This is a genomic window from Butyricimonas faecalis (assembly GCF_003991565.1).
Classification (GTDB): domain Bacteria; phylum Bacteroidota; class Bacteroidia; order Bacteroidales; family Marinifilaceae; genus Butyricimonas; species Butyricimonas faecalis.
On sequence record NZ_CP032819.1, the window covers coordinates 1498267 to 1518174 of the forward strand.

Here is a 19908-nt window from a genome sequence, read left to right on the forward strand (position 1 = left end):
GTCTACTAATTTTTAGCGTTTAAAAGTAAAAAAAATAAATTACAATCCCTTGGCTAATTTCAGATTCCTTTTCACAAATCACCCATCTCAAACTTTAAACTTTTTCTATTTATCCAACTCGTTCAAAGCAAAAGCGTAAGCACCGAAAGCGATAGCCCTGCTTGTTCCTAACTTCGTTGTGATCACACCCATGCGTTTCACGGGATCATACTCGACTGTTTCCGTTGTTCCGGGTACAACAATACGCCTAGAAGTAGGAGTCAAAAAAGCCGCACAATCTCCCGGATCATCCAAGAAAAAAGCTTTCATTTCCATCCTGTCTGCCGGAGCCCCCTCGTACATTTCCAAGGTTCCGTTCAGTTCGCGCATCACGGCCGGCATCAAATATTTACGGGCAGCAATAATTCCCCCACCAATCACCACGATGCCATCTACCACGGCATTCATCGAGGCAATAGCCTCTCCCAACACCTCTCCCGCACGATCAAAAGCTTCTCTGGCGGCCGTCGGATTCCCCTCCAAATTCCCTTCTGCAATCTCAAAAATATCTTTCGGGGTCAACTTTCGCGTATCTCCAGACAAAGAGGCATATTCTCTTTTGATCGCCCGGATCGAAATACCCTCCTCAACCCCGTAAATCGGTTGGCGTTTATCCCGCAACACCCACACTTCGGCTGCAGCACCGTTATCACCCAAGAAAAGTTCCCCGTCACGAACCACACCGCCACCGAATCCGGTACCTAGAGTAATCCCGATCAAATTCTTATACACCTTATTTTTTCCCGCGTCACGCAACATACGATTCACCTCCGGTAAGGCACCTGCCAATGCCTCCCCGTAAGCAAACAGATCCCCGTCATTATTAATAAACACCGGAATATTAAATTTGTTTTTCAAAAAAGCACCCAATGCCACACCTCCCTGAAAAGCCGGCAAGTTCTTCAAGTCCCCGATAATCCCGTTCACGTAATCCGATGGACCGGGAAACGCGAAACTGATTGCCACGGGTTCTTCCGGTAACTTCAATTTAATGGCAGAAAACCCCGTAACCATCGTTTCCAGGCATTTTTCCAAATTATCTCCATTGGAAGGCAACGTGATCGGCTCCACAATTTCTTCATTAGACCGGATGGCCGAGAACACGAAATTCGTTCCTCCGGCATCCAAGGTCATCACTATTCTTTTATCAAACTGATACATAATTAAGATAAAAGTTAAAAGATAAAAACTAAAAGATAAAGGATAAAAACTAAAATCATTTCCGGGTTTTAATTCCTACCGAACAATACAACAAATAACACATACAACCGAGGATCACGGCAAGTGAACCTGCCTGCGTGCCTATCAAATCGGTACAATAGCCCATCAATGGCGGGATTACCGCACCACCGAAAATACCTGTTACCATCAATCCGGAAATCTCGTTAGCTTTCTCGGGACGGGCTTGAATAGCCATGGAAAATATCAACGAGAATATACTGGAACACGTGAAACCGATCAACGCGATCAATGCTAAAATAGAGTATTGTCCCGACATGAAAAATAACACGATCATGGCAGCAATAGCGACCAGAATGTTCACCCGGAAATACTTGTTACCCGAAACCCGCGTCAACAAGAATGTACCCACGAAAGCACCGATCGTGCGGAATGCAAAATAAACACTCGATCCGCCTCCCGCTTCCGTAACATTAAAACTGCAACGCTCGATTAACAATTTCGGTGCCACCGTGTTAATCCCAACATCAACTCCCACGACAAACACGATTCCCAAGAAAAGCAACAATATTGTCCTATCCTTCAACAACCCGAACGTTGCACTCCACGAAGACGTCGATTGTTCAGGGGCTTCTTCATGAATACGCGCAAACATCAACCAACCCATTGAAATCAAGGTCAACAACGCAAAAATCGGGAACAAATATTGCCAATTCCCCAATTCGGTTGCTGCAAATGCCGCGATATACGGGCCACAAAAAGAAGAAACGGCTTTCAACACCTGTCCTGCCGTCAATGAACTTGCCAACACGTTTCCCTTCACCACGTTCGTCAGCAACGGGTTCAATGACACCTGCAATATGGTATTACCGATTCCCAACAAGGCAAAAGCCATCAGACACGTGTACAGGTTATAATCAACAAAAGGAATAATCATTCCCACAATCGTCACCAGCATACTCATCAATACCGTTTTTTTCCGACCGATACGGTTCATGAAAATCGCTGCCGGAACGGCCAATAACAAAAACCATAGAAATACCATCGAAGGCAGGAATCCGGCAACCGTTTCGCTTAACTCGAAATCAACCTTCACGTAACTGGTGGCAATCCCCACCACGTCACAGAATCCCATGATAAAAAAACCGAACAATACAGGCAATAAAGCCTTAACACTTGTAGAACTTTCTTTCATAATATACAATTTAACACGAACAAGAACATTAAAAGAGTAACGAATGTAAACAATTTCATTTAAACTCTCTAACAAATTGTCACCTTATTTCTGTTTAGAAACATTAAAATACACACCGAATATTATCCACAAAACGGCTATCATAACGGATTTTTCGGAATAAAATTCCAGACCTATCCGAGTTAAGGGCGAGATCGGCGGGAAAAAGATCCACACAGACCAGTCACAAACGAGACACGGCCGAGTTAAAGCCGATCGATGAAACGTATTTGATACCTACCGATAACCCCCGCGGCGCTCTCATGTGTCCCGATCTCTGCCTTATATGCCATCGAACTGCCATACAACAGTTAAAATGCATATCTTTGTCGACAAAAAGACCAAACGATAAACAAAACGAACACGAAATTAACTGAATACCACGTAGAATTCCCGCAAATATACCTGCTGTTCATCCTTTCCCGAGTTCGTGAAACGGACAAATTTCACGGGAGTATCCTCCCATTTGCCGTTCAACCGACCACGAGCATCACGGGTCAGTGTCACCACCTGCCAATTCTCGCCATCGACAGACACTTCCATGACACCCCAAGAAAGATCCCCTTTCACGTCAAAATTCATACGGGTACCAGGAATCCGGTAGAGATCATCCAACTCCAGTTGCAGATATCCCCCGGCGGGCCATTTCACGACTTCCAGCAAAGGTGTCAAGTGAACCCGATTGGGATATACCTGTAAGGGGAGGTGTTCCAATTGCGGCACATTCGTGGTCAGCTTGCAGGGCAAATAATCAGCCAGTAAAGGCAAATCCATCCCATTTTTACGATTAAATCGTTCTGTGGCCTCCGTGAAAATACCCAACACCAAGGGTTGAAGTACCGTCGTCCCGGTCTTCACTCCCGGTTGATAAGGATTTTGATTAAACTGCCTTTCCAGCTCGTAACTTCTTTTACGCAGGGCTTTTACATGATTATATTTCCGCAGGAAAAGTTCACGATCTCCACGTTCCTCGGCTTTCAACATGACCAACGCCTCTCGTCCCGCGTCCCCCAATATTTTGAACTGATGTAACCACGGAGTTATTTCTTCAATCAATGCCTCGTTCTCGTTATCAACCAGCAACAAATCAGCGGCCTCGGCTACACGCTCGAACTCTTCCTGCAAAGCAAGAAAATCCCGCTCGTCATAACGGCCTTCTTGATATCCCTTCATGAAACGCTCTGCCACAGGCAGAATCTCCACGGATTCCTCCCGACGGAAACGATGCACGTTCTCCCCCAAATCTGAATTATGACGTGCGAAAACGGTAAAAGCCTCCGCGTTTTCCGGCATGATGGCCCGAATTGCCCGGTGCCATGAGCGAGAACGATCGTACGATTGCATATTCCACGTATAATCCGCCACGCAATATATGGCTAATTTGGATGCTTCCGCCCATTCCATGGGATTAGCCACGAAACCGGAAATACTTCCGGCTATATCTTTCCCGTTACCATACACTTCGCCCAACAATACATGATCCCTCACGTAATCCGACACGGGGAAATTCCACCAAATGTAAGAGGGACGTTTGATCTGTTCCCGAATCCATTCCACTCCTTCCCTGGTGATCTCGGAAATCACTCGATCTCCCGTCCACATCACTTCCACGGACGGGTTCAATTTTGTACCGATCGTGGCTAGATACCCGCTTTCCGGTCGTGCCCAGTCTTTATTATACTCGGTAGGACACACGATTAAGGGCGTTACATCGGGCTTTACCCGCACGAAATGGTCATCCACGTAATTCAACAATTCCACCTGTCGGTCGGCTTTTGCCCCCTCGCCGGAAATATCGTCAAAAAAGACAGCAAAAGAACGCACGCCCAAGTCGTACATGTGCTCAAATTTAGCCATCAGGGAGTCACGGTCGGAAGTTTCCCAACGGATGTCTAATCCCGGATGAATGGCCCACACGAAATCCACCTCGTTCTCGTTTGCCACCTTCACCAACTCCGCGATACGGGCTGCGTCCTTGGCCGGATAAGGTTTTCGCCAGTTGGGAGAACTATGATAAGGATCGTCTTTCGGCCCGTAAATATACGTGTTCAGTTTATTCTCCCCGTAAAAACGCAGTTGCCGCAAACGGGCCTCATGGCTCCAAGGAGTACCATAAAATCCCTCGACCACGCCCCGGAAACGAACGTCGGGATAATCCCGGATTTCAACTTGAGGCAAATGATTATCTCGAAACAACTGCATGAAGGTACGCACGGCATAGTACGTTCCCCGCTCGTCATTGCCCGCAAGCGTGATCCCTTTGGGGTTTATTTCCAAATAATAACCTTCCGGTTGCTCCGGAATCTGACGTTTCCGGGATTGCACGGCCCTATCGCCCTTTTCTCCCAGGTACAAAGGCAGTCCTTTCGATGAAAGGCGATCCCCCAAGAATGTTTTCAGTAATTTAACCGCCCGCGGATTAGCTTCTCGTTCTCCTTCCAGACGGAAAGTAACGGGAGTTGCCATATTTTCTCCCTTCACGGTTATTTGCCGAGGGGTTGGTTGTACCTGGATATCTTGAGCCATGATTTTCACCTGTAACGCGAAGAAACAGACGATATATAACAATAATTTTCTCATACTAAACGTTTATTCGGGTTTCTCTTTTTCTTTTTTATACCATCATTTTCGATTCATCACGTTCATGATCTGCGTACCCAAACCGACCCGGTAACCTTGTGAGATGAAAACCACGTCACCTTCCGCGTTCAACAAAACAACCAAAGGCAAATTTTCCGCGTTTTGCAGTTGCAAATCACGACTCAACTGCTGGTGCAGTTTCCCGCCTTGATCGGTTCCCCACATGATGACTGAAGGGAAAGGACGAAAATCGGCTTGATTGAATTTCTTCCGGTTCTCCGGATCACGGAACACAAAATACAGCGGTATTCCCAACCGGTCAAAATCATCCTTCATTCCACTCATATCGCGTAACAAATGATTCGTGGGCTCTTTATCGGCTTCCACCAAAGCGATAGCCGTGTACCCTTTCCCCGGAATATTTATATTCTCCGACTTCCCGGTTATTTCCGACACGTAAGATAAAGGTAAAGAGACTTTTCCCAGCACTTTCGTGTTCTCCTCGCAAGGCTGAATATACATATCCAAATCCGTCTGTCGGTCCGCCTCAATCTTGAAAGAGGTCAACGTTGCCATAACCGCCCCATCGCCGCGGCGGTTACCGGTAGAAAGGATATAGTTCCCTTCTTCCAACTCCACCGGACGTGCAAATATCGTTTCGTAGGAGGCCCCCACGCCCATGTCCACGTCGGCATTACTTCCCAAATCAATTGTACGCACTCGTCCGTTCTCCATTTTCCCGATTGTAAAATTCAAGAAATATTTCGGATCTCTCACGGGTTTACCCGCGTAATGTAACATCAATTTACCCCTTGGAACAAATTTTTCAGTCGAGAAATCAGCCGTGTGCCAATCCCCCGCGATATAATATTCCGGCTTACCCGAAATAGGGCTCAAACGAGCGGGGATAAAATAGGTCCGGCAAACAGCCACAAAAAATATATCCCGAGACAGCGCATCGGTTATCCCTGCCCGTAAGACGCCAACGGGGGGAGTGGGTACTTTCACCGGGTAAGCCGTCACCCGATATTCTCCTACCCTATGCATGATTCTCTCAACCAGATCGCTCGACTTCATTCCCTCGAGACTCTCGCTCCCGAATGCCGCCTTGATCGGTTCCCGGTAAGCCGTGATCAATTCATTCTGTATTCTAGGGTTTAAAACATATTTTTGAAACATCTCGTTATCAATACCATCCCCCTGTTGTACCAGATGTGCCAGCCAAACGTCAGCCGGAGTATCCTGCAAATCTTTTTCCGTCACGACATCCAACAACCGCATGGCTAATTCCTTATCCGGAGCCTGCCGGAATAATTTTTCGATCTCCGAATCATTTCCACGTGCCATTTTCACGTATCGAGTAAAACGAGCTGTATCTATTTTCAATTCATCGGCAATTTCACGCGCCCGCTTTGTCGTCATGAAGGTGGCAATATAGGCATTTCGCAAAGAGTCTTCGTGAACAAATCGACGATCATTCACGGCTCTTTCCTCAGCGGTTGTCAAAGCCTTGATATCTCTTTGTTCGGGAGGCACCAAGCTGAATTGCCCCGAAAAGGCGTCACCCGTCTTTTTATCCAAGGTAATCACAAGGGTATCCTGCCGGGAAACGGGGAATCGGGCAAACCCAAATTGTTCGCCTTTCGTGGCCCAAACTAACAAATCGCCTTGTGCCAGCGTCAAAACGGTTTCTCCCTGTTCGTCGGAGTAGAGAGTTACCACGGGATAAAATTCCCCATAGTTAAATATCTTGTATTCTACTTTTGCATGCTCAACGGGTTGTTTTTTTTCGTCCAGTATTTGCACGACCGTTTTCCTATTTCTCACTTCCCTCGCGTTTACTTCCAAATGGAGTATTCCCGTTTGCATTACTCTTTTCTGCCCCGAATCCGTGTAATGAGAAGTCACGTTCACGATCGTACTGTTATCTCCCACGGAAACAATCTCCTCACCCTCGCCACCATCCTTTCCCCAGATTTTAAAATTGCCGTTCTCGTAAAGGTATTTTTTCCCCCCGGCATATTTCCCGAACACCTCTGCTTCCACGTACAACGCACGTTGCACGGGCAGCGTGAACCACGCGATATTTAAACGGGGTTCCGGTTCGCAAGCCCCGAGGTATTTCCACTCCCCATCAATCCAAACTTCTATCCAAGCATGGTTGTCATCACAATGCGCCCAACGAGGCGTGTATATTTGACGTGCGGGGATACCCACGGCTCGCAAGGCTGCCAAGGTAAAGACGGATTCTTCACCGCATCTCCCGTAAGCCCGCTGTTTCGTGGCTAAAGGAGAGGAGGTCCGGGCATTCGTCGGTTTGTATATCACATGCTCATGGCACCAGTGGTTGACTTCCAAGGCCGCCTTTTCCATAGACCCACAAGCAGCCACCCGCTCCTTCAATTCCTCGTAAAAAACGACCCGAGCCGAGTCCAGGTTCTCCTTTCCCCCTCTCACCGGAAGCACAAAATGCCGGAATATTTCTTCGGGTACAGCCTTTCCCCAAGGCATTTCTTCTTGAGCTCGAAAAGACAAACGTACATTTTTCAAGAAAAACTCTCCTCCCGAAAAAGAGATATCAATCAAAGGCGAATAAGCATAAAGAAACATCAATGCTTCCCGTTCCTTGACGGTCATAGAGGAATCAAATATGGCAAACAGATCCCCGGGAGTTTTTCCAAAGATTTCCTGTTTCTTCTGAAAATCCTCTTCTACCATCTTCCGATAAGTAGCATCGGTTATAAAATGCTTTTCCTCGCACGCGTATAGCAAGGATATGGTCAGTAGTAAAAAGATTTGTCCTGCACGAACAATAAGTTTTGCATTATTTTTTATTTCGTTACCATACCTCTCAAAACGATACACGATTGTATCCTGAGTATTATCCAGAAATTCAATAATGTCTATAAACTCGCCTCTAAGTTTATCAAAAAGCCCCATATATTTAATTTTAGCGTTATTATAAATCATCTCAAATATATACTTTTTTACCATGCATTCCCCCGATATTAGTTCATAAAATATTTCATTATTTTTGCACCATGGATACGAAGGAAGAAATCATTCGACAATTCGAGGCACAAACAGCCCCATTCAGCCCGGAAACCCACGAGCAACTAGCTAATATTCTCGTACGTTTCACTCTGGCTAAAGGAGATCTTTTTCTCCGGGAAGGCGAAATATGCAAGTATTACAGCATGGTCGCCCAAGGGATGATTCGTCTGTTTTACAATAAAAACGGACGGGATCTCACGGAACACTTCTCGTATGAAAAAGGGATTTTCGTTTCGCTGGAAAGCTATTTCCGGCAAACCCCAAGTTATCTGATGATCGAAGCTCTCGAACCTTCTGTTATTTACTCTTTCCCGCATGATCCACTTCAAAACCTTATGAGGAGGAACCACGAGGTGGAACACATGTACTGCAAAATGCTGGAAAATTCCTTAATCGAATCACAACAAAAGGCTGATGCCTGCCGTTTCGAGACTGCCCGGGAACGCTATCACCGGCTGGCCACGGAACACCCGGAAGTGGTGAAACGGGCTCCCCTCATCCACATTGCCTCCCGGCTTGGCATGACCCCCGAAACATTAAGCCGAGTGCGAGCTGGTTTGCTTTAACAATTTTTCCACCCGGGTAAACGCTTTACCTTCCCATTTTCGACTGTTCCATCGACGCACGAAAATGATCGCCCGGATATTCTCGTCCAACGTGAAAGCTACCCACATTCCGGCAAGCCCCCAACCGAAAAAGATTCCGAACACGTAACTTAATGCCGTAGCCACTCCCCACATGACAATCAACCCCGTGACAAAAGGATAAGAGACATCCCCCACGGCATTCAACACGTTCACCGATAAGATATTGACCGCACGTCCCACTTCTAACACGACATCGATACAAAGAATTATTATTCCCATATAGACGATCTCCGGGTTGGAAGTCAACATGCCGAAAATAAATTTGCTGCAAGCCGCCGTGACAATCGCCACACAAATAGAAACCACGATTGAAAGTCGCAGACAATATTTCTGCAACACAAAAGCTGCATCCGTACGTTCACCCCCAACCAAATGCCCGATCAAGATTGCTGCCCCCTGTCCGAGTGCCACTGAAAATACATACGAAAATAAGATAATGTTCATCGCGTAAGTACGTGCCGTCAAAGCTGCCGTACCCAACATGACCGTAAAATAAGTAATCACCACTTGTGACAAGCTATACGACACCTGTTCTCCGGCAGCCGGAAGACCTATATGCAATAGATTTTTCAATTTATCCCACGGGAAGGGCTTCAGACACGAAAAAGAAAAACGAGGAACGACTTTTCCAAACGTGATGTAGAATAACAATACCAATGCTACCATACGGCAGGAAGAAGTTGAAATTGCCGCTCCCACGACACCCATTTGCGGCAACCCGAATTTACCAAAAATCAAGGCATAGTTTCCGATAATATTCAACACGTTCATCAACAGCGTCACCCGCATGGGATAGTACGCTTTGTCGTGACTTCGCAATACAGCAGACATGGTTAGCGCAATCGCTTGCAAGAAAGCAAAACCACCCACAATTTGCATGTAAGCCAACCCTTCGCTGATCAATTCCGGGGCCAAATCCATCATCTTCAACAAGGCTTCAGCACGAAAATACAGGAAAGCACTCGTGATACCCCCGATCAAGGTATTAAAAACCAATGATACCCCTATTACCTGCCGCACATTTGCTTGTTGCGATGCCCCTAAATACTGGGAACACAACACGGAAGTTCCAACGGTAGACACCCCGAACACAAGAAATACCAAGTTTAATAATTGATTTACCACCCCAACAGCCGCCACCGTATCATCCGAATAGTGACTCAGCATAAATGTATCCATTGCCCCCAGTAACATGATCAGCAACGTCTCCACGAATATCGGTCCGGTCAATTGCAATAGTTGTCTGCGTAACGTCTTTGTCGGTTTCATATGCTTTCATAAAAAATCGTGCAAAAATAATACAGACAACTATTGAAAGACTTGATCTATATCAAAAAAATAAAAAAAGGCGTGCCGAAACACACCTTTTACATAGCCCCCTAAATAGGTATAATACTATTTATCTATATCCAACACAACCTCATATGTCATGTTAGGCTTGAATTCCGGATTATAAATAATCAAAAAGTTTTCATCTACAACAGCTTTCCAATCTTGTCCGGCAGCCAAACGAGGATTATTCAAACGTTCAGGAAAAAAGTAATTAAACGGTAAGTCCAACACATGTTCCTGTTTGAACTTATCCCCTTTCATACGTTCCAAACTAAAATTCTCTTTTGTTTTAATCGTGATAATACACTTTTTACCCTTTACCTTGGAGGTTACGGTAAAATCCGTCTCTTCTGGAATTTCTTGTAAACGTACGTTCCATTTCGGGTCACCGTAATAAGCCAGCACATCCCGATCATGCCAGAAACCAACTTGATCTGCCGTGGGTTGTCCCTTTATCGCTTCTGCCACTTTCTGTCCGGCAAGTTGGAATTCATTTCCATCAAAAGTAGGATAATTTTCTTTAATCAAAGAAGGATACCACTGATATTGTTGATACAAGAAATCCTGTTGATTCATGTAAATAGCCTCCGCCAATGAATAACGTCCCGGATTAGTCACCCAATATTTCAAACCACCCCAACCGTTACGTCCGTGCCAAGTGGTCACCACGTAACCGACCATTACGGTGGCGTTACCACCATTCATCCAAGCAATAGCCATACTTTCTTTCGTGTTGTTCACGTTTCCAATCAAGCAGTTACCCACGGCAAAGTACACTTTCCGCTTTCCGCTTTCCGGCACATCCCAAGTTGCCTTTGTTTTATGATCGTTAAAATACAATTTCCCGTCTTTTGCCCGGATATCTCCCGTAGAATAACGAACCTGCAAATCTTTTTCCGTAGCATGCCAAGCAGTTACAACCAAATCCGGATCACACGCCGCATACAAATCAGAAAGTTTTTTTAACCGTCCATCTACTGATACCTTGTCGGTTTTTACCGCTTCCCCTTTTCCGGTTTTCTCTCCCCACAAGCCCAAAGTCTGATCATCAACCCACGCGTAACGATCAAACCATTTGGCACTCTTCAACTCAGTAATCGTAGCTACAGCATTTTTGATCACCAATGGCTCTGTGCTATTATTCACCATTTTCATTGCCCCACTCGCATCATACCCGGTGATGATTCCCCAAAGAAAATCTGCAAAAATATCCTCATCGACCTCTCGACTCATTTTATTCAAGTCAATCACGTAATCCCGGTTCAAATTTTCCGGTTTTTCCACGATCGCCACGTAACGGGGTTTCACCCGTTGAAGATCGGCCAAATTTTCACGCGGTGCCTTTTCGTAAAAAAAGATTTCCGCACCATGTTTCTCTTTTAACGCATTAACGACTTGCATCCAAGCAACATCCTGCTGCACATCCTTAGACGCCAACACTACATACTCGTTTCGGGCATTACCATGCGCTTTCTTTTTTTGCGCGCACAACGGTATCACCGAAATCATCAAACACAACAAAATTGATAATCGGTAAATCTGTTTCATCTCGTAATAAATAATATATAAAACACAAACTAAATTTAGTTTTCAAATATAAGCATCAATCAAATTTTATACTTCATGAAACAGGTTAAAATTACGTTAAAATCTATATTTGACTAAAATATTTACCAAATTCACCTTCAATTTTGAATGACACTCCTACACGTGTATTCATTCTCACATGGTATATTAAATTGGGCTTAATACCAAATTATTTTCCCACGACGACCTTTTCTAATTTTTCACAAACCATTGTGTGGTTTGAAGTTATATCAAACTTACGTTAAATTATAAAGCAGGTGCGCTAAAATAATTTTCAACGCACCTACTTTTGCTTTACACAGGGGAAAACCTGCATTATTGTATAGAAATTGAAACACACTACGATAAAATTCTAATTTAACGTCCTTTTCTTCGAACCCAAATTAAAATAGCGAATAAAATTAAACCCAGTGGAAATATTCCCAGTGAAACAATTTTTGTTACAAGCATCCCACCTTTGGAAATATAAACTTTATTATCCGGAAGAGGCGGACGACGAACATCAATAGGTACTTCGTCATCCGACATCCAAAAGAAAGAAGAGGTTATCAAAGAGTAATTTGAAGCCCGAACCTTTTTACGAGAAATACTGATTTCACCATTACTCAAACAATCCGCATCTCCCAAGATAATAATTTTCTGTTCCTTGTCACCTACGTTGCGAGAAAGTGCAACCATCGTCGGTACTTTGTTCAATTCGACCTCTCCTACAGCAGGATTCAACCGAACGGTATCATCCACAAAATCGATTGTCTCAATCTCGTTCCAAACCTTTTTTAAAGAATCTGTCGTTAACAATACAGTCGTCTTAAATCCTTTGTTTTCGACCTCAGGCAAATCCAATCCTACCACCGAAGGCATGGTTCCCACATACCCGTATTTACGCATTTCATTCAACTGGTACATAAGTTCTGCCCCTTCCTTGGTCACCTTAGAAATAATAAAATCGGCCTGGAAATTCTCACTTGGACTCACCAGTCGCCCCGGCATAAAACGAACTCCAAATTGTTCTACAAGCGGATTCATGTACTCTTGGCGTTTAGCTTCTCCAGCTATTAAAAGATTTCCACCTCTTGCAATGTAAGCATCCAAGTTTTTCCGATGTAATTCCGGTAATTGCTCCCTTACATCCGCAATAACCAAAATACTGATATCCTCGGGAACAGGTTTATCCAAGGTCACTTGTCTAAAATCAAATCCCTGGTTTATTAAAGAATAACGGAACACTTTATCTTGAGCGAAACGATTGTAATCACGATCTCCCTGCTTAATACAGTCTCGTTCCCCGTGTCCTCCAACAAATCCCACTTGAGGCAGATCCATCACAAGACGCTTGAAAGCAGCGCTAATTTCCGTTTCAAATGGATGTACATACATATCATCATAAATTCGCAAAAAAGTCTTCCGCCCATTCTCTCGCTCAAGTACCCGTACAAAACGATAATTTTCCCCGGATAAATCCTCCAATTGGGTCACTTGATTCACATCAAGATAAATTGAAGAATCAACTCCGTAATTTTGAGCAATTTTCACCATCCTTTCCCGATCATTCAAGGTGGGATAACGCTTATCTAAGGCCTCCTCGTTATTCCCTTTGGCATAATAACGGACATACTTCATCTTGATATCCGGTTTAAATCGGACATATTGCTCGAAACGTTTGATATCATTCAATTCGCTCTTCGGGAACCCATACCACAAATATCGATCTTCATCCAGAATATTAGCGTAAGTAGTAATTGTCATTCCTCCTTCCATTTTGGACACTATTTCTTGACTATTCGGTGTCAACGTGTTAACCTTAGTTCTAGTCGCATCATAAAAAAACATTAACGAGGGACGTGAACTGAAATAACCAATTAACACGGCAATGAATATCGCCGAAAAATACCAAGAAGCACTAACAAGCAATTTTCTCTTTTCACGAATCACGGTTAGTCTGATAATAGTAAACGTCAAAAATAAAACAATAACTACTAAGAAATAAATAACCTCTTCACTACACAATAGTCCATTGATAAATTCTCCAGAACGTCCTCTAATTGACAACCAGTAAGTGATGTCCCGTACCAAAGCAATGTCCTGCCACATTCCCCCGATATAATTCAACACGGCAAAAATTGCAAAAGTTCCCATCGCAGCAACAACTTGATAAGAAGTCAAAGAAGACATGAAAAGACCTATCGCACCGTACGCCCCGATCAACAAATAGAGCCCCAGCAAACCGATCAATACCGCAGGTAAATCGAATTTATGAACAAAACAAACACCATAAATGACGAATAAAGCAAGTACGCCTATCATGACAAGCGCGTATGTCATAATTGCAATGTATTTTCCAACAACAATCTGAAAATTCGTTACCGGAGAAGAGTAAAGTAACTTTATGGAACCACTACTCAATTCTCGGCTCATGATACCCATGGTCAACAAGGGTATATACAAGTACAAATAGCTCTGCATCACGATAAATATTCCATTATTCCAAGGATTGGCAAAAGTTCCCAAGGTTACATTCCGAACTGATCGTCCCAGCTCTTGGGCAACCACGTAGCCATTAAATACATCCACAAAAGCCATACATGCTTGGAAGGTAAAAATAATCAAAATGAACCAAGCTATGGGGGAGTAAAACATCGTTTGCAACTCCGTCAAGGCAATTCTTTTTATCGCTTTCATATTTTTTTACTTTGTTTTTTTCGACAATTCTGCAAAAATCGCATTAAGCGAACTTTTCTCTACACGTATCTCGTTCAGCCGCCAAGCATTTTTATAGCTGTAAGCAACCATTTGATCGATGACATCATTTACATCGACAGCCATCAGGCGGAATTTCGTCCCCCCTAATTCTTCGACCTTTGTCACACCGGGAATTTCAAGCAATACTTCTGGAGCCGGAGCATCGAGTAAAGAGACGAACACGGTATTCGGGATAATATAATTATCAAACTCGTCTATACTACCCGAAAATACCATGTGACCTTCTTCTACCATAAAAATATAATCACATATCGCTTGTACTTCCATGAGCATGTGCGTGGAAAGTATGACCGTTCTATTCTCCGCAATCTTTTTTATCAAATTACGGATGTCAAGAATTTGATTCGGATCCAAACCATTGGTTGGTTCGTCAAACACGACCAGTTCAGGACTATGAACAATCGCCTGAGCAATACCGACACGTTGTTGGTATCCCCCTGAAAGATTGCGAATTAAACGATTCCGAAAATGCAAAATACCGCATTCAGTCATAGCATTTTCAACCGCTTCGGGAATTTCCTCATCAGGCATTAACCGAATCCCGGCACAATGATAAAGGTACTCTTCTACAGTTAAATCCATGTGCAAAGGAGGCTTCTGAGGTAAAAAACCTATCAGACGTTTCGCCGCGACAGAATTCTTTTTCGTGTTCATCCCTTTAATAAAAATATTCCCCTCAGTTTGTCTCAACACACCACAAAGGATATTCATTAATGTTGATTTTCCAGCTCCATTCGAGCCTAACAACCCATAAATCCCACTATCAGGCATTTCCATATTAATATCTCGTATGGCCCATTGAACATTATACCGATGAGAAACATTTTCTACTCTTACAATTGGTTCTTTCATAATATTATATAATTTATTTATACGCTTTACTATTTTTCCCGTCGTCTTATCCAAACAATAATCCCCGCACCAACCAATAACAATGGCAATATTCCCATAAAACCAATTTTTACCCAGATAATATCTTTGTACTCCATTCTAATATCATCATCCGGTCCATAGGAACGACTTGTATTTACCGGATACTCTCCATTTGTAAACCACCGGAATGTTTCTAAAATCAAATTAAAATTAGCAGATTTTATATCTTTTCTCGATCTCGCTAATTCTCCATTACTTAAACAATCAGCATTTCCAAAAATCATAATTCGTTGATCTTTACCCGCAATCTGACGCCTCATTGCCAAAACTATGGGTTGTAGATTCCACTCCTCTTCTCCTGCTTTTGGATGAAATTCAGGTAATTCATTAACAAAATCAGTTGTCTCTTTCTCAATCCAACATCCCATACTATCAGTTACAACCAAAGGAAATACTTGAAATCCCTGTTGCGGACGGAAAAGGATTGCAGCAGTTCCCGGTGCCGTAACTCGAAAGTTATTCCGATTCAAGTAAGCAAATGTTCCAGAGAAACGTTCTGCTTCAGGAGTAAAATGTCCTAACACCAAATCTGGAGCAAAATCCTCACTCTGTTGAACAATAATTCCATCCTGGAAATGAACACCTAACGGTTCCGTCACCTCATTCAAGATCGTCTGTCGCCCCGGTTTAGTCGTAATTAACAAATGTCGTCCCGAAGCAATATAGCGGTTAACCTCGTTTATTTCCCATTCTGTCAATCGCTCTTGAGGATCGGCTATTACTAATATATCTATATTATCCGGTATCGTATTTCCTTTTGCCAAAGAAATAGATTCAGTATCAAATCCTTGATTGATCAATGAATAACGAAAGGATTGACTCATTGTGAAAGTAGAATAATCTCCATCCCCTCCCCTATAAATATCCCGTTCTTCGTGCCCTGTCAAAAAAGCGACTTTTGGAGAATTTTGTACCAAACGTTTTAATGCTGCCGTAATTTCCGTTTCAGAGGGATGCTTGGACATATCATTAAAAATTCGCAGAAAAGTCCTTTGCCCATTCTCTCTTTCAATCACTCTCACGAAATGATTACCTTCAGAGGACAAATCAATTTGCTCTCGAATTTTCTCCGGAGATAACAAACGATCAAAATTCATCCGAATACCCTTGGCAATTTCCTGCGCTCTCTCTTTATCCGTCAAATCCGGGAAACGTTTATCCAAAGAAGGATTATCCGTCTTGTCGTAATAATAAACATATTTCATTTTAATTTCAGGTTTAAAACGTACATATTGTTTGAAACGCTTGAAATCGTTATTTACATTACGGGGTAAAGCATCCCAATAATTATCATCCAATAAATTCACGTAGGTTGTAATCGTCAATCCTCCATCCATTTTCTCCATAACCGCTTGACTATTGGACGTTAAGGTTCGTGATTTCATTGCTGTTGTATCATAGTAGCACATAAAAACCGGACGAGAACTTAAATACCCCAAGAACATGGCACTTCCCACCACAAACGTATACCAACCAACTCGTAGAGCTTGTGAACCTTTTTTACGATTAAAACGCAAACGCAATATCGTTAAAACGACAAACAGAGCAATCACAATTAAGAAATACAGGACATCTTCACTACATATCAACCCATTAATCATTTCGCGAGAACGTCCCGAAATAGATAACCAATAAGTAATATCCCGGACTAAAGCAATTTCCTGCCCTACACCACCTATAAAATTCAACACAGCCAAAATAGCTAATGTTCCCATTGCTGCAACAACTTGATAAGAGGTTAAGCTCGACATAAAAAGGCCTATAGCAATATAGGCACAAGTCAATAAATAAAGTCCGAGTAAACCTGACAAAACCAAAGGAAAATCTATCGATTTAACTATTATACAACTAAAAAGAGCGATTAGGAGCAATCCCCCCAGCAATAAAAAGGCATAAACCATCAAGGCATAAAATTTCCCCAACACGATTTGCTTATTCGTGATCGGCGAAGAAAAAAGCAATTTGATTGAACCGGTACTGAATTCCCGGCTCATAATCCCCATCGTCAATAAGGGAATGTAAAGATAGAGATATCCTTGTATTCTAGAATACAAGCCCCGGAAACCTGAAAAAATACTGGCGGTTTCATCCATCAAGCTATAACCTGTAGCTTTAGCTTTCAATTCTTCCGTCAATATGTTCGCGTAATCCATACTTACTTGAAATATAAAAATCACAAGTATTAACCAGGCTATTGGTGAGCAGAACAGCATATTCAGCTCGCTTTTTGCTATTTTATAGATTGTCTTCATATTATTTTCTCTTTCTTTTTGCCCATATAACAATACCACAAGCCGCCAAGGCAAGCGGGAAGAATCCCATCAGCCCAATGTTCATCCACATGATTCCCTCTAATCCCATATAAATTTTCGTGTCTGGAGAACGGGGACGAGTTGTATCTATTGGATACTCTCCATAAGACAACCAAGAGAATGCGTAATTCGGGAAAATTGGACTTTCCGTATTCACCCCTCTCCGTTTCATAGAAAATTCACCATTACTAAGACAATCTGCATCAGACATAATAAGTATTCGCTGTTCTTTTCCTTCAATTTCACGACTTAAAGCGAGAGCCAACGTATATACTTGTTCTTTCTCTCCAGCATCTGGCTGAAAAATTGCTTTATTTTCTGCAAAATTCGTTGTTTCCATCTCATTCCAACATCCTGTTGAATCAGTTTCTAACCAAGCCATCACCTTAAAGCCAGCGTCGGTTCTATAATCCAACCCAACAGCATCAAGCATAGGAACCCGATAGTTCCAACGTAACATCCAATTGAAACGAGGAAATATTTTTGCCACCTCCCGAGTTACTTTTGCAAAAACTAACGTTTGAGAAAAATTCTCGCTTTCCTGTACTAACCGACCAGGCATAAACTTAACTCCTAAAGAGACCATCAATGGATTCATGATATCCTGCCGCCCTGGCTCTCCAGCAATAATTACATTTCCTCCTTTATCAATATATCGTTGAATCTCATCTAACTCTTCTTTTGCCAAAGGAGTCTTGACATCTGCAATAACCAAAATATCTGTATTTTCCGGAATTTTACCTTTTTGTGTCAAAAACAACTTATAGCAATCGAAACCATTATTGATTAAAGCCTCCCGATAAGTAATATCCTGAGAAAACACGTAATACTCCCGATCGCCTTTGCGATCAATATCCCGTTCTCCATGTCCCGCAAGAAATGCCACTCGAATAGCGGGAACAACCATTCTTTTCATAGCTGCAGTAATTTCCTTTTCACTTGGTTGCTTTGACATGTCATCAAATATTCGCAAAAAGGCTTTTTGGCCATTCTCCCGCTCAATCAAACGAACGAATCGATTTTGCTCTGCAGAAAGATCTATTTGCTTTTTAATTTCTTCAGGAGAAAGAAACATCTTAAAATTCAACTCTAATCCATTGGCCAGTTCCCGAGCTCTTTCCTGATCATTTAATGTCGGATAACGCTGATCCAGTGATTCATTTTTTGTTTTGTCATAATAATAGACATATTTCATTTCCATTTCCGGTTTGAAACGAATATATTGGCGAAAAAGTCGTTTATCCCTATTCATATTTTTAGGTAACCCAGCCTCATAATTCGGTTCCAATAAATTAACATAAGTCGTAACACTTAAGCCACCTTTCAACTGTTTCATTACTTCCTGACTATTAGGAGTCAATGTTCTCTGCTTTGTTATGGTTGCATCATAAAAAGTCATTAAAGCTGGGATTGATGATAAATACCCCAAAAATATGGCAATTAAAATAACTCCCACATAACGACTAACTGCAATCTTACGAACCGTCTTTTTTCTTTCTCCTTTCAATTTCAAAATAGAAAGCATCAAGAAAAGCGTAATTACAATAAGAAAATACAAAACGTCTTCACTACAAATCAATCCACCAATCAATTCATCAGAACGTCCCCGAATAGATAACCAATAGGTAATATCCCTCAAAAAAGGAATATCCTGTCCAATCTGTCCGACAAAATTTAATAAGGCCAATACCCCCAAGGTACACATTGCCGCAACAACTTGATAAGATGTCAAACTTGACATGAACAAACCGATAGCAGCATAAGCACAAGTCAACAAATAAATTCCCAACAAACCAGATAACGTGTAAGGAATATCCATATCTTTAATCGTAAAGATTCCAAAAATGATATATACCAATATAATGGCGATCAACACTAAAGCATATATCATCATTGCAAAATACTTACCAATAATGATTTGAGTATTCGTAATCGGAGAAGAGAATAAAAGTTTTATAGATCCACTATTTCGTTCTTTACTCATCAATCCCATGGTTAACAAGGGAATATAAAGATACAAGTATTGTTGAACTTGAGACAGGAGCCCCCGATAATTTGTATAAATTCTTTCTGTTACATCCCAAAGTCGATTTCCGATTGCTTGATCTACCACCAAATCACTGAACAATCCGGAAAAAGCCATACTGGTTTGAAAAGTAAAAATCACAAGAATCAACCAAGCTACCGGAGAATAGAATAACATACTCAATTCCGACTTGGCTATTTTATATATTACTTTCATACGCATTCA

The 19908-nt window shown here is 42.4% G+C and carries 11 protein-coding genes; 1 reads left to right on the top strand and 10 read right to left on the bottom strand.

Annotated elements, in window-relative coordinates:
* Positions 1 to 105 precede the first annotated feature (105 nt).
* The 4 genes from D8S85_RS06855 to D8S85_RS06870 form a co-directional block, all read right to left on the bottom strand.
* Positions 106 to 1200, bottom strand: a complete 1095-nt coding sequence (locus D8S85_RS06855) for an ROK family protein (protein WP_127074906.1) — start codon at positions 1198 to 1200, stop codon at positions 106 to 108.
* A 55-nt stretch (positions 1201 to 1255) separates the two neighbouring features.
* Complete coding sequence (locus tag D8S85_RS06860) at positions 1256 to 2413, bottom strand: MFS transporter (RefSeq protein ID WP_106480062.1); 1158 nt, start codon at positions 2411 to 2413, stop codon at positions 1256 to 1258.
* 408 nt (positions 2414 to 2821) lie between these two features.
* On the bottom strand, positions 2822 to 5032 hold the full coding sequence (locus tag D8S85_RS06865; protein WP_106480063.1) for a beta-N-acetylglucosaminidase: 2211 nt from the start codon (positions 5030 to 5032) through the stop codon (positions 2822 to 2824).
* Positions 5033 to 5074: 42 nt separating this feature from the next.
* Positions 5075 to 8002, bottom strand: coding sequence for a transglutaminase-like domain-containing protein (locus D8S85_RS06870; protein ID WP_240648899.1), 2928 nt, complete (start codon positions 8000 to 8002; stop codon positions 5075 to 5077).
* 71 nt (positions 8003 to 8073) lie between these two features.
* Here D8S85_RS06870 and D8S85_RS06875 point away from each other — a divergent pair, with 71 nt between their 5' ends.
* Positions 8074 to 8652, top strand: a complete 579-nt coding sequence (locus tag D8S85_RS06875; RefSeq protein WP_106480065.1) for a Crp/Fnr family transcriptional regulator — start codon at positions 8074 to 8076, stop codon at positions 8650 to 8652.
* Here the strand turns inward: D8S85_RS06875 and D8S85_RS06880 are convergent.
* From D8S85_RS06880 to D8S85_RS06905, 6 genes are all read right to left on the bottom strand, one after another.
* The gene (locus D8S85_RS06880; protein WP_106480066.1) at positions 8623 to 10002 is read right to left on the bottom strand and encodes an MATE family efflux transporter; all 1380 of its coding nucleotides are present in this window, start codon (positions 10000 to 10002) and stop codon (positions 8623 to 8625) included. The two genes, D8S85_RS06875 and D8S85_RS06880, sit on opposite strands and share 30 nt — an antisense overlap.
* 126 nt (positions 10003 to 10128) lie before the next feature.
* Complete coding sequence (locus tag D8S85_RS06885; RefSeq protein ID WP_228423144.1) at positions 10129 to 11613, bottom strand: hypothetical protein; 1485 nt, start codon at positions 11611 to 11613, stop codon at positions 10129 to 10131.
* Between the two features lie 396 nt (positions 11614 to 12009).
* The gene (locus D8S85_RS06890; protein WP_106480067.1) at positions 12010 to 14331 is read right to left on the bottom strand and encodes a Gldg family protein; all 2322 of its coding nucleotides are present in this window, start codon (positions 14329 to 14331) and stop codon (positions 12010 to 12012) included.
* Between the two features lie 6 nt (positions 14332 to 14337).
* Positions 14338 to 15264, bottom strand: coding sequence for an ABC transporter ATP-binding protein (locus D8S85_RS06895; protein ID WP_106480068.1), 927 nt, complete (start codon positions 15262 to 15264; stop codon positions 14338 to 14340).
* 29 nt (positions 15265 to 15293) lie between these two features.
* On the bottom strand, positions 15294 to 17597 hold the full coding sequence (locus tag D8S85_RS06900) for a Gldg family protein (protein WP_106480069.1): 2304 nt from the start codon (positions 17595 to 17597) through the stop codon (positions 15294 to 15296).
* Position 17598: 1 nt separating this feature from the next.
* The gene (locus D8S85_RS06905) at positions 17599 to 19899 is read right to left on the bottom strand and encodes a Gldg family protein (protein ID WP_106625003.1); all 2301 of its coding nucleotides are present in this window, start codon (positions 19897 to 19899) and stop codon (positions 17599 to 17601) included.
* Between the last annotated feature and the right edge of the window lie 9 nt (positions 19900 to 19908).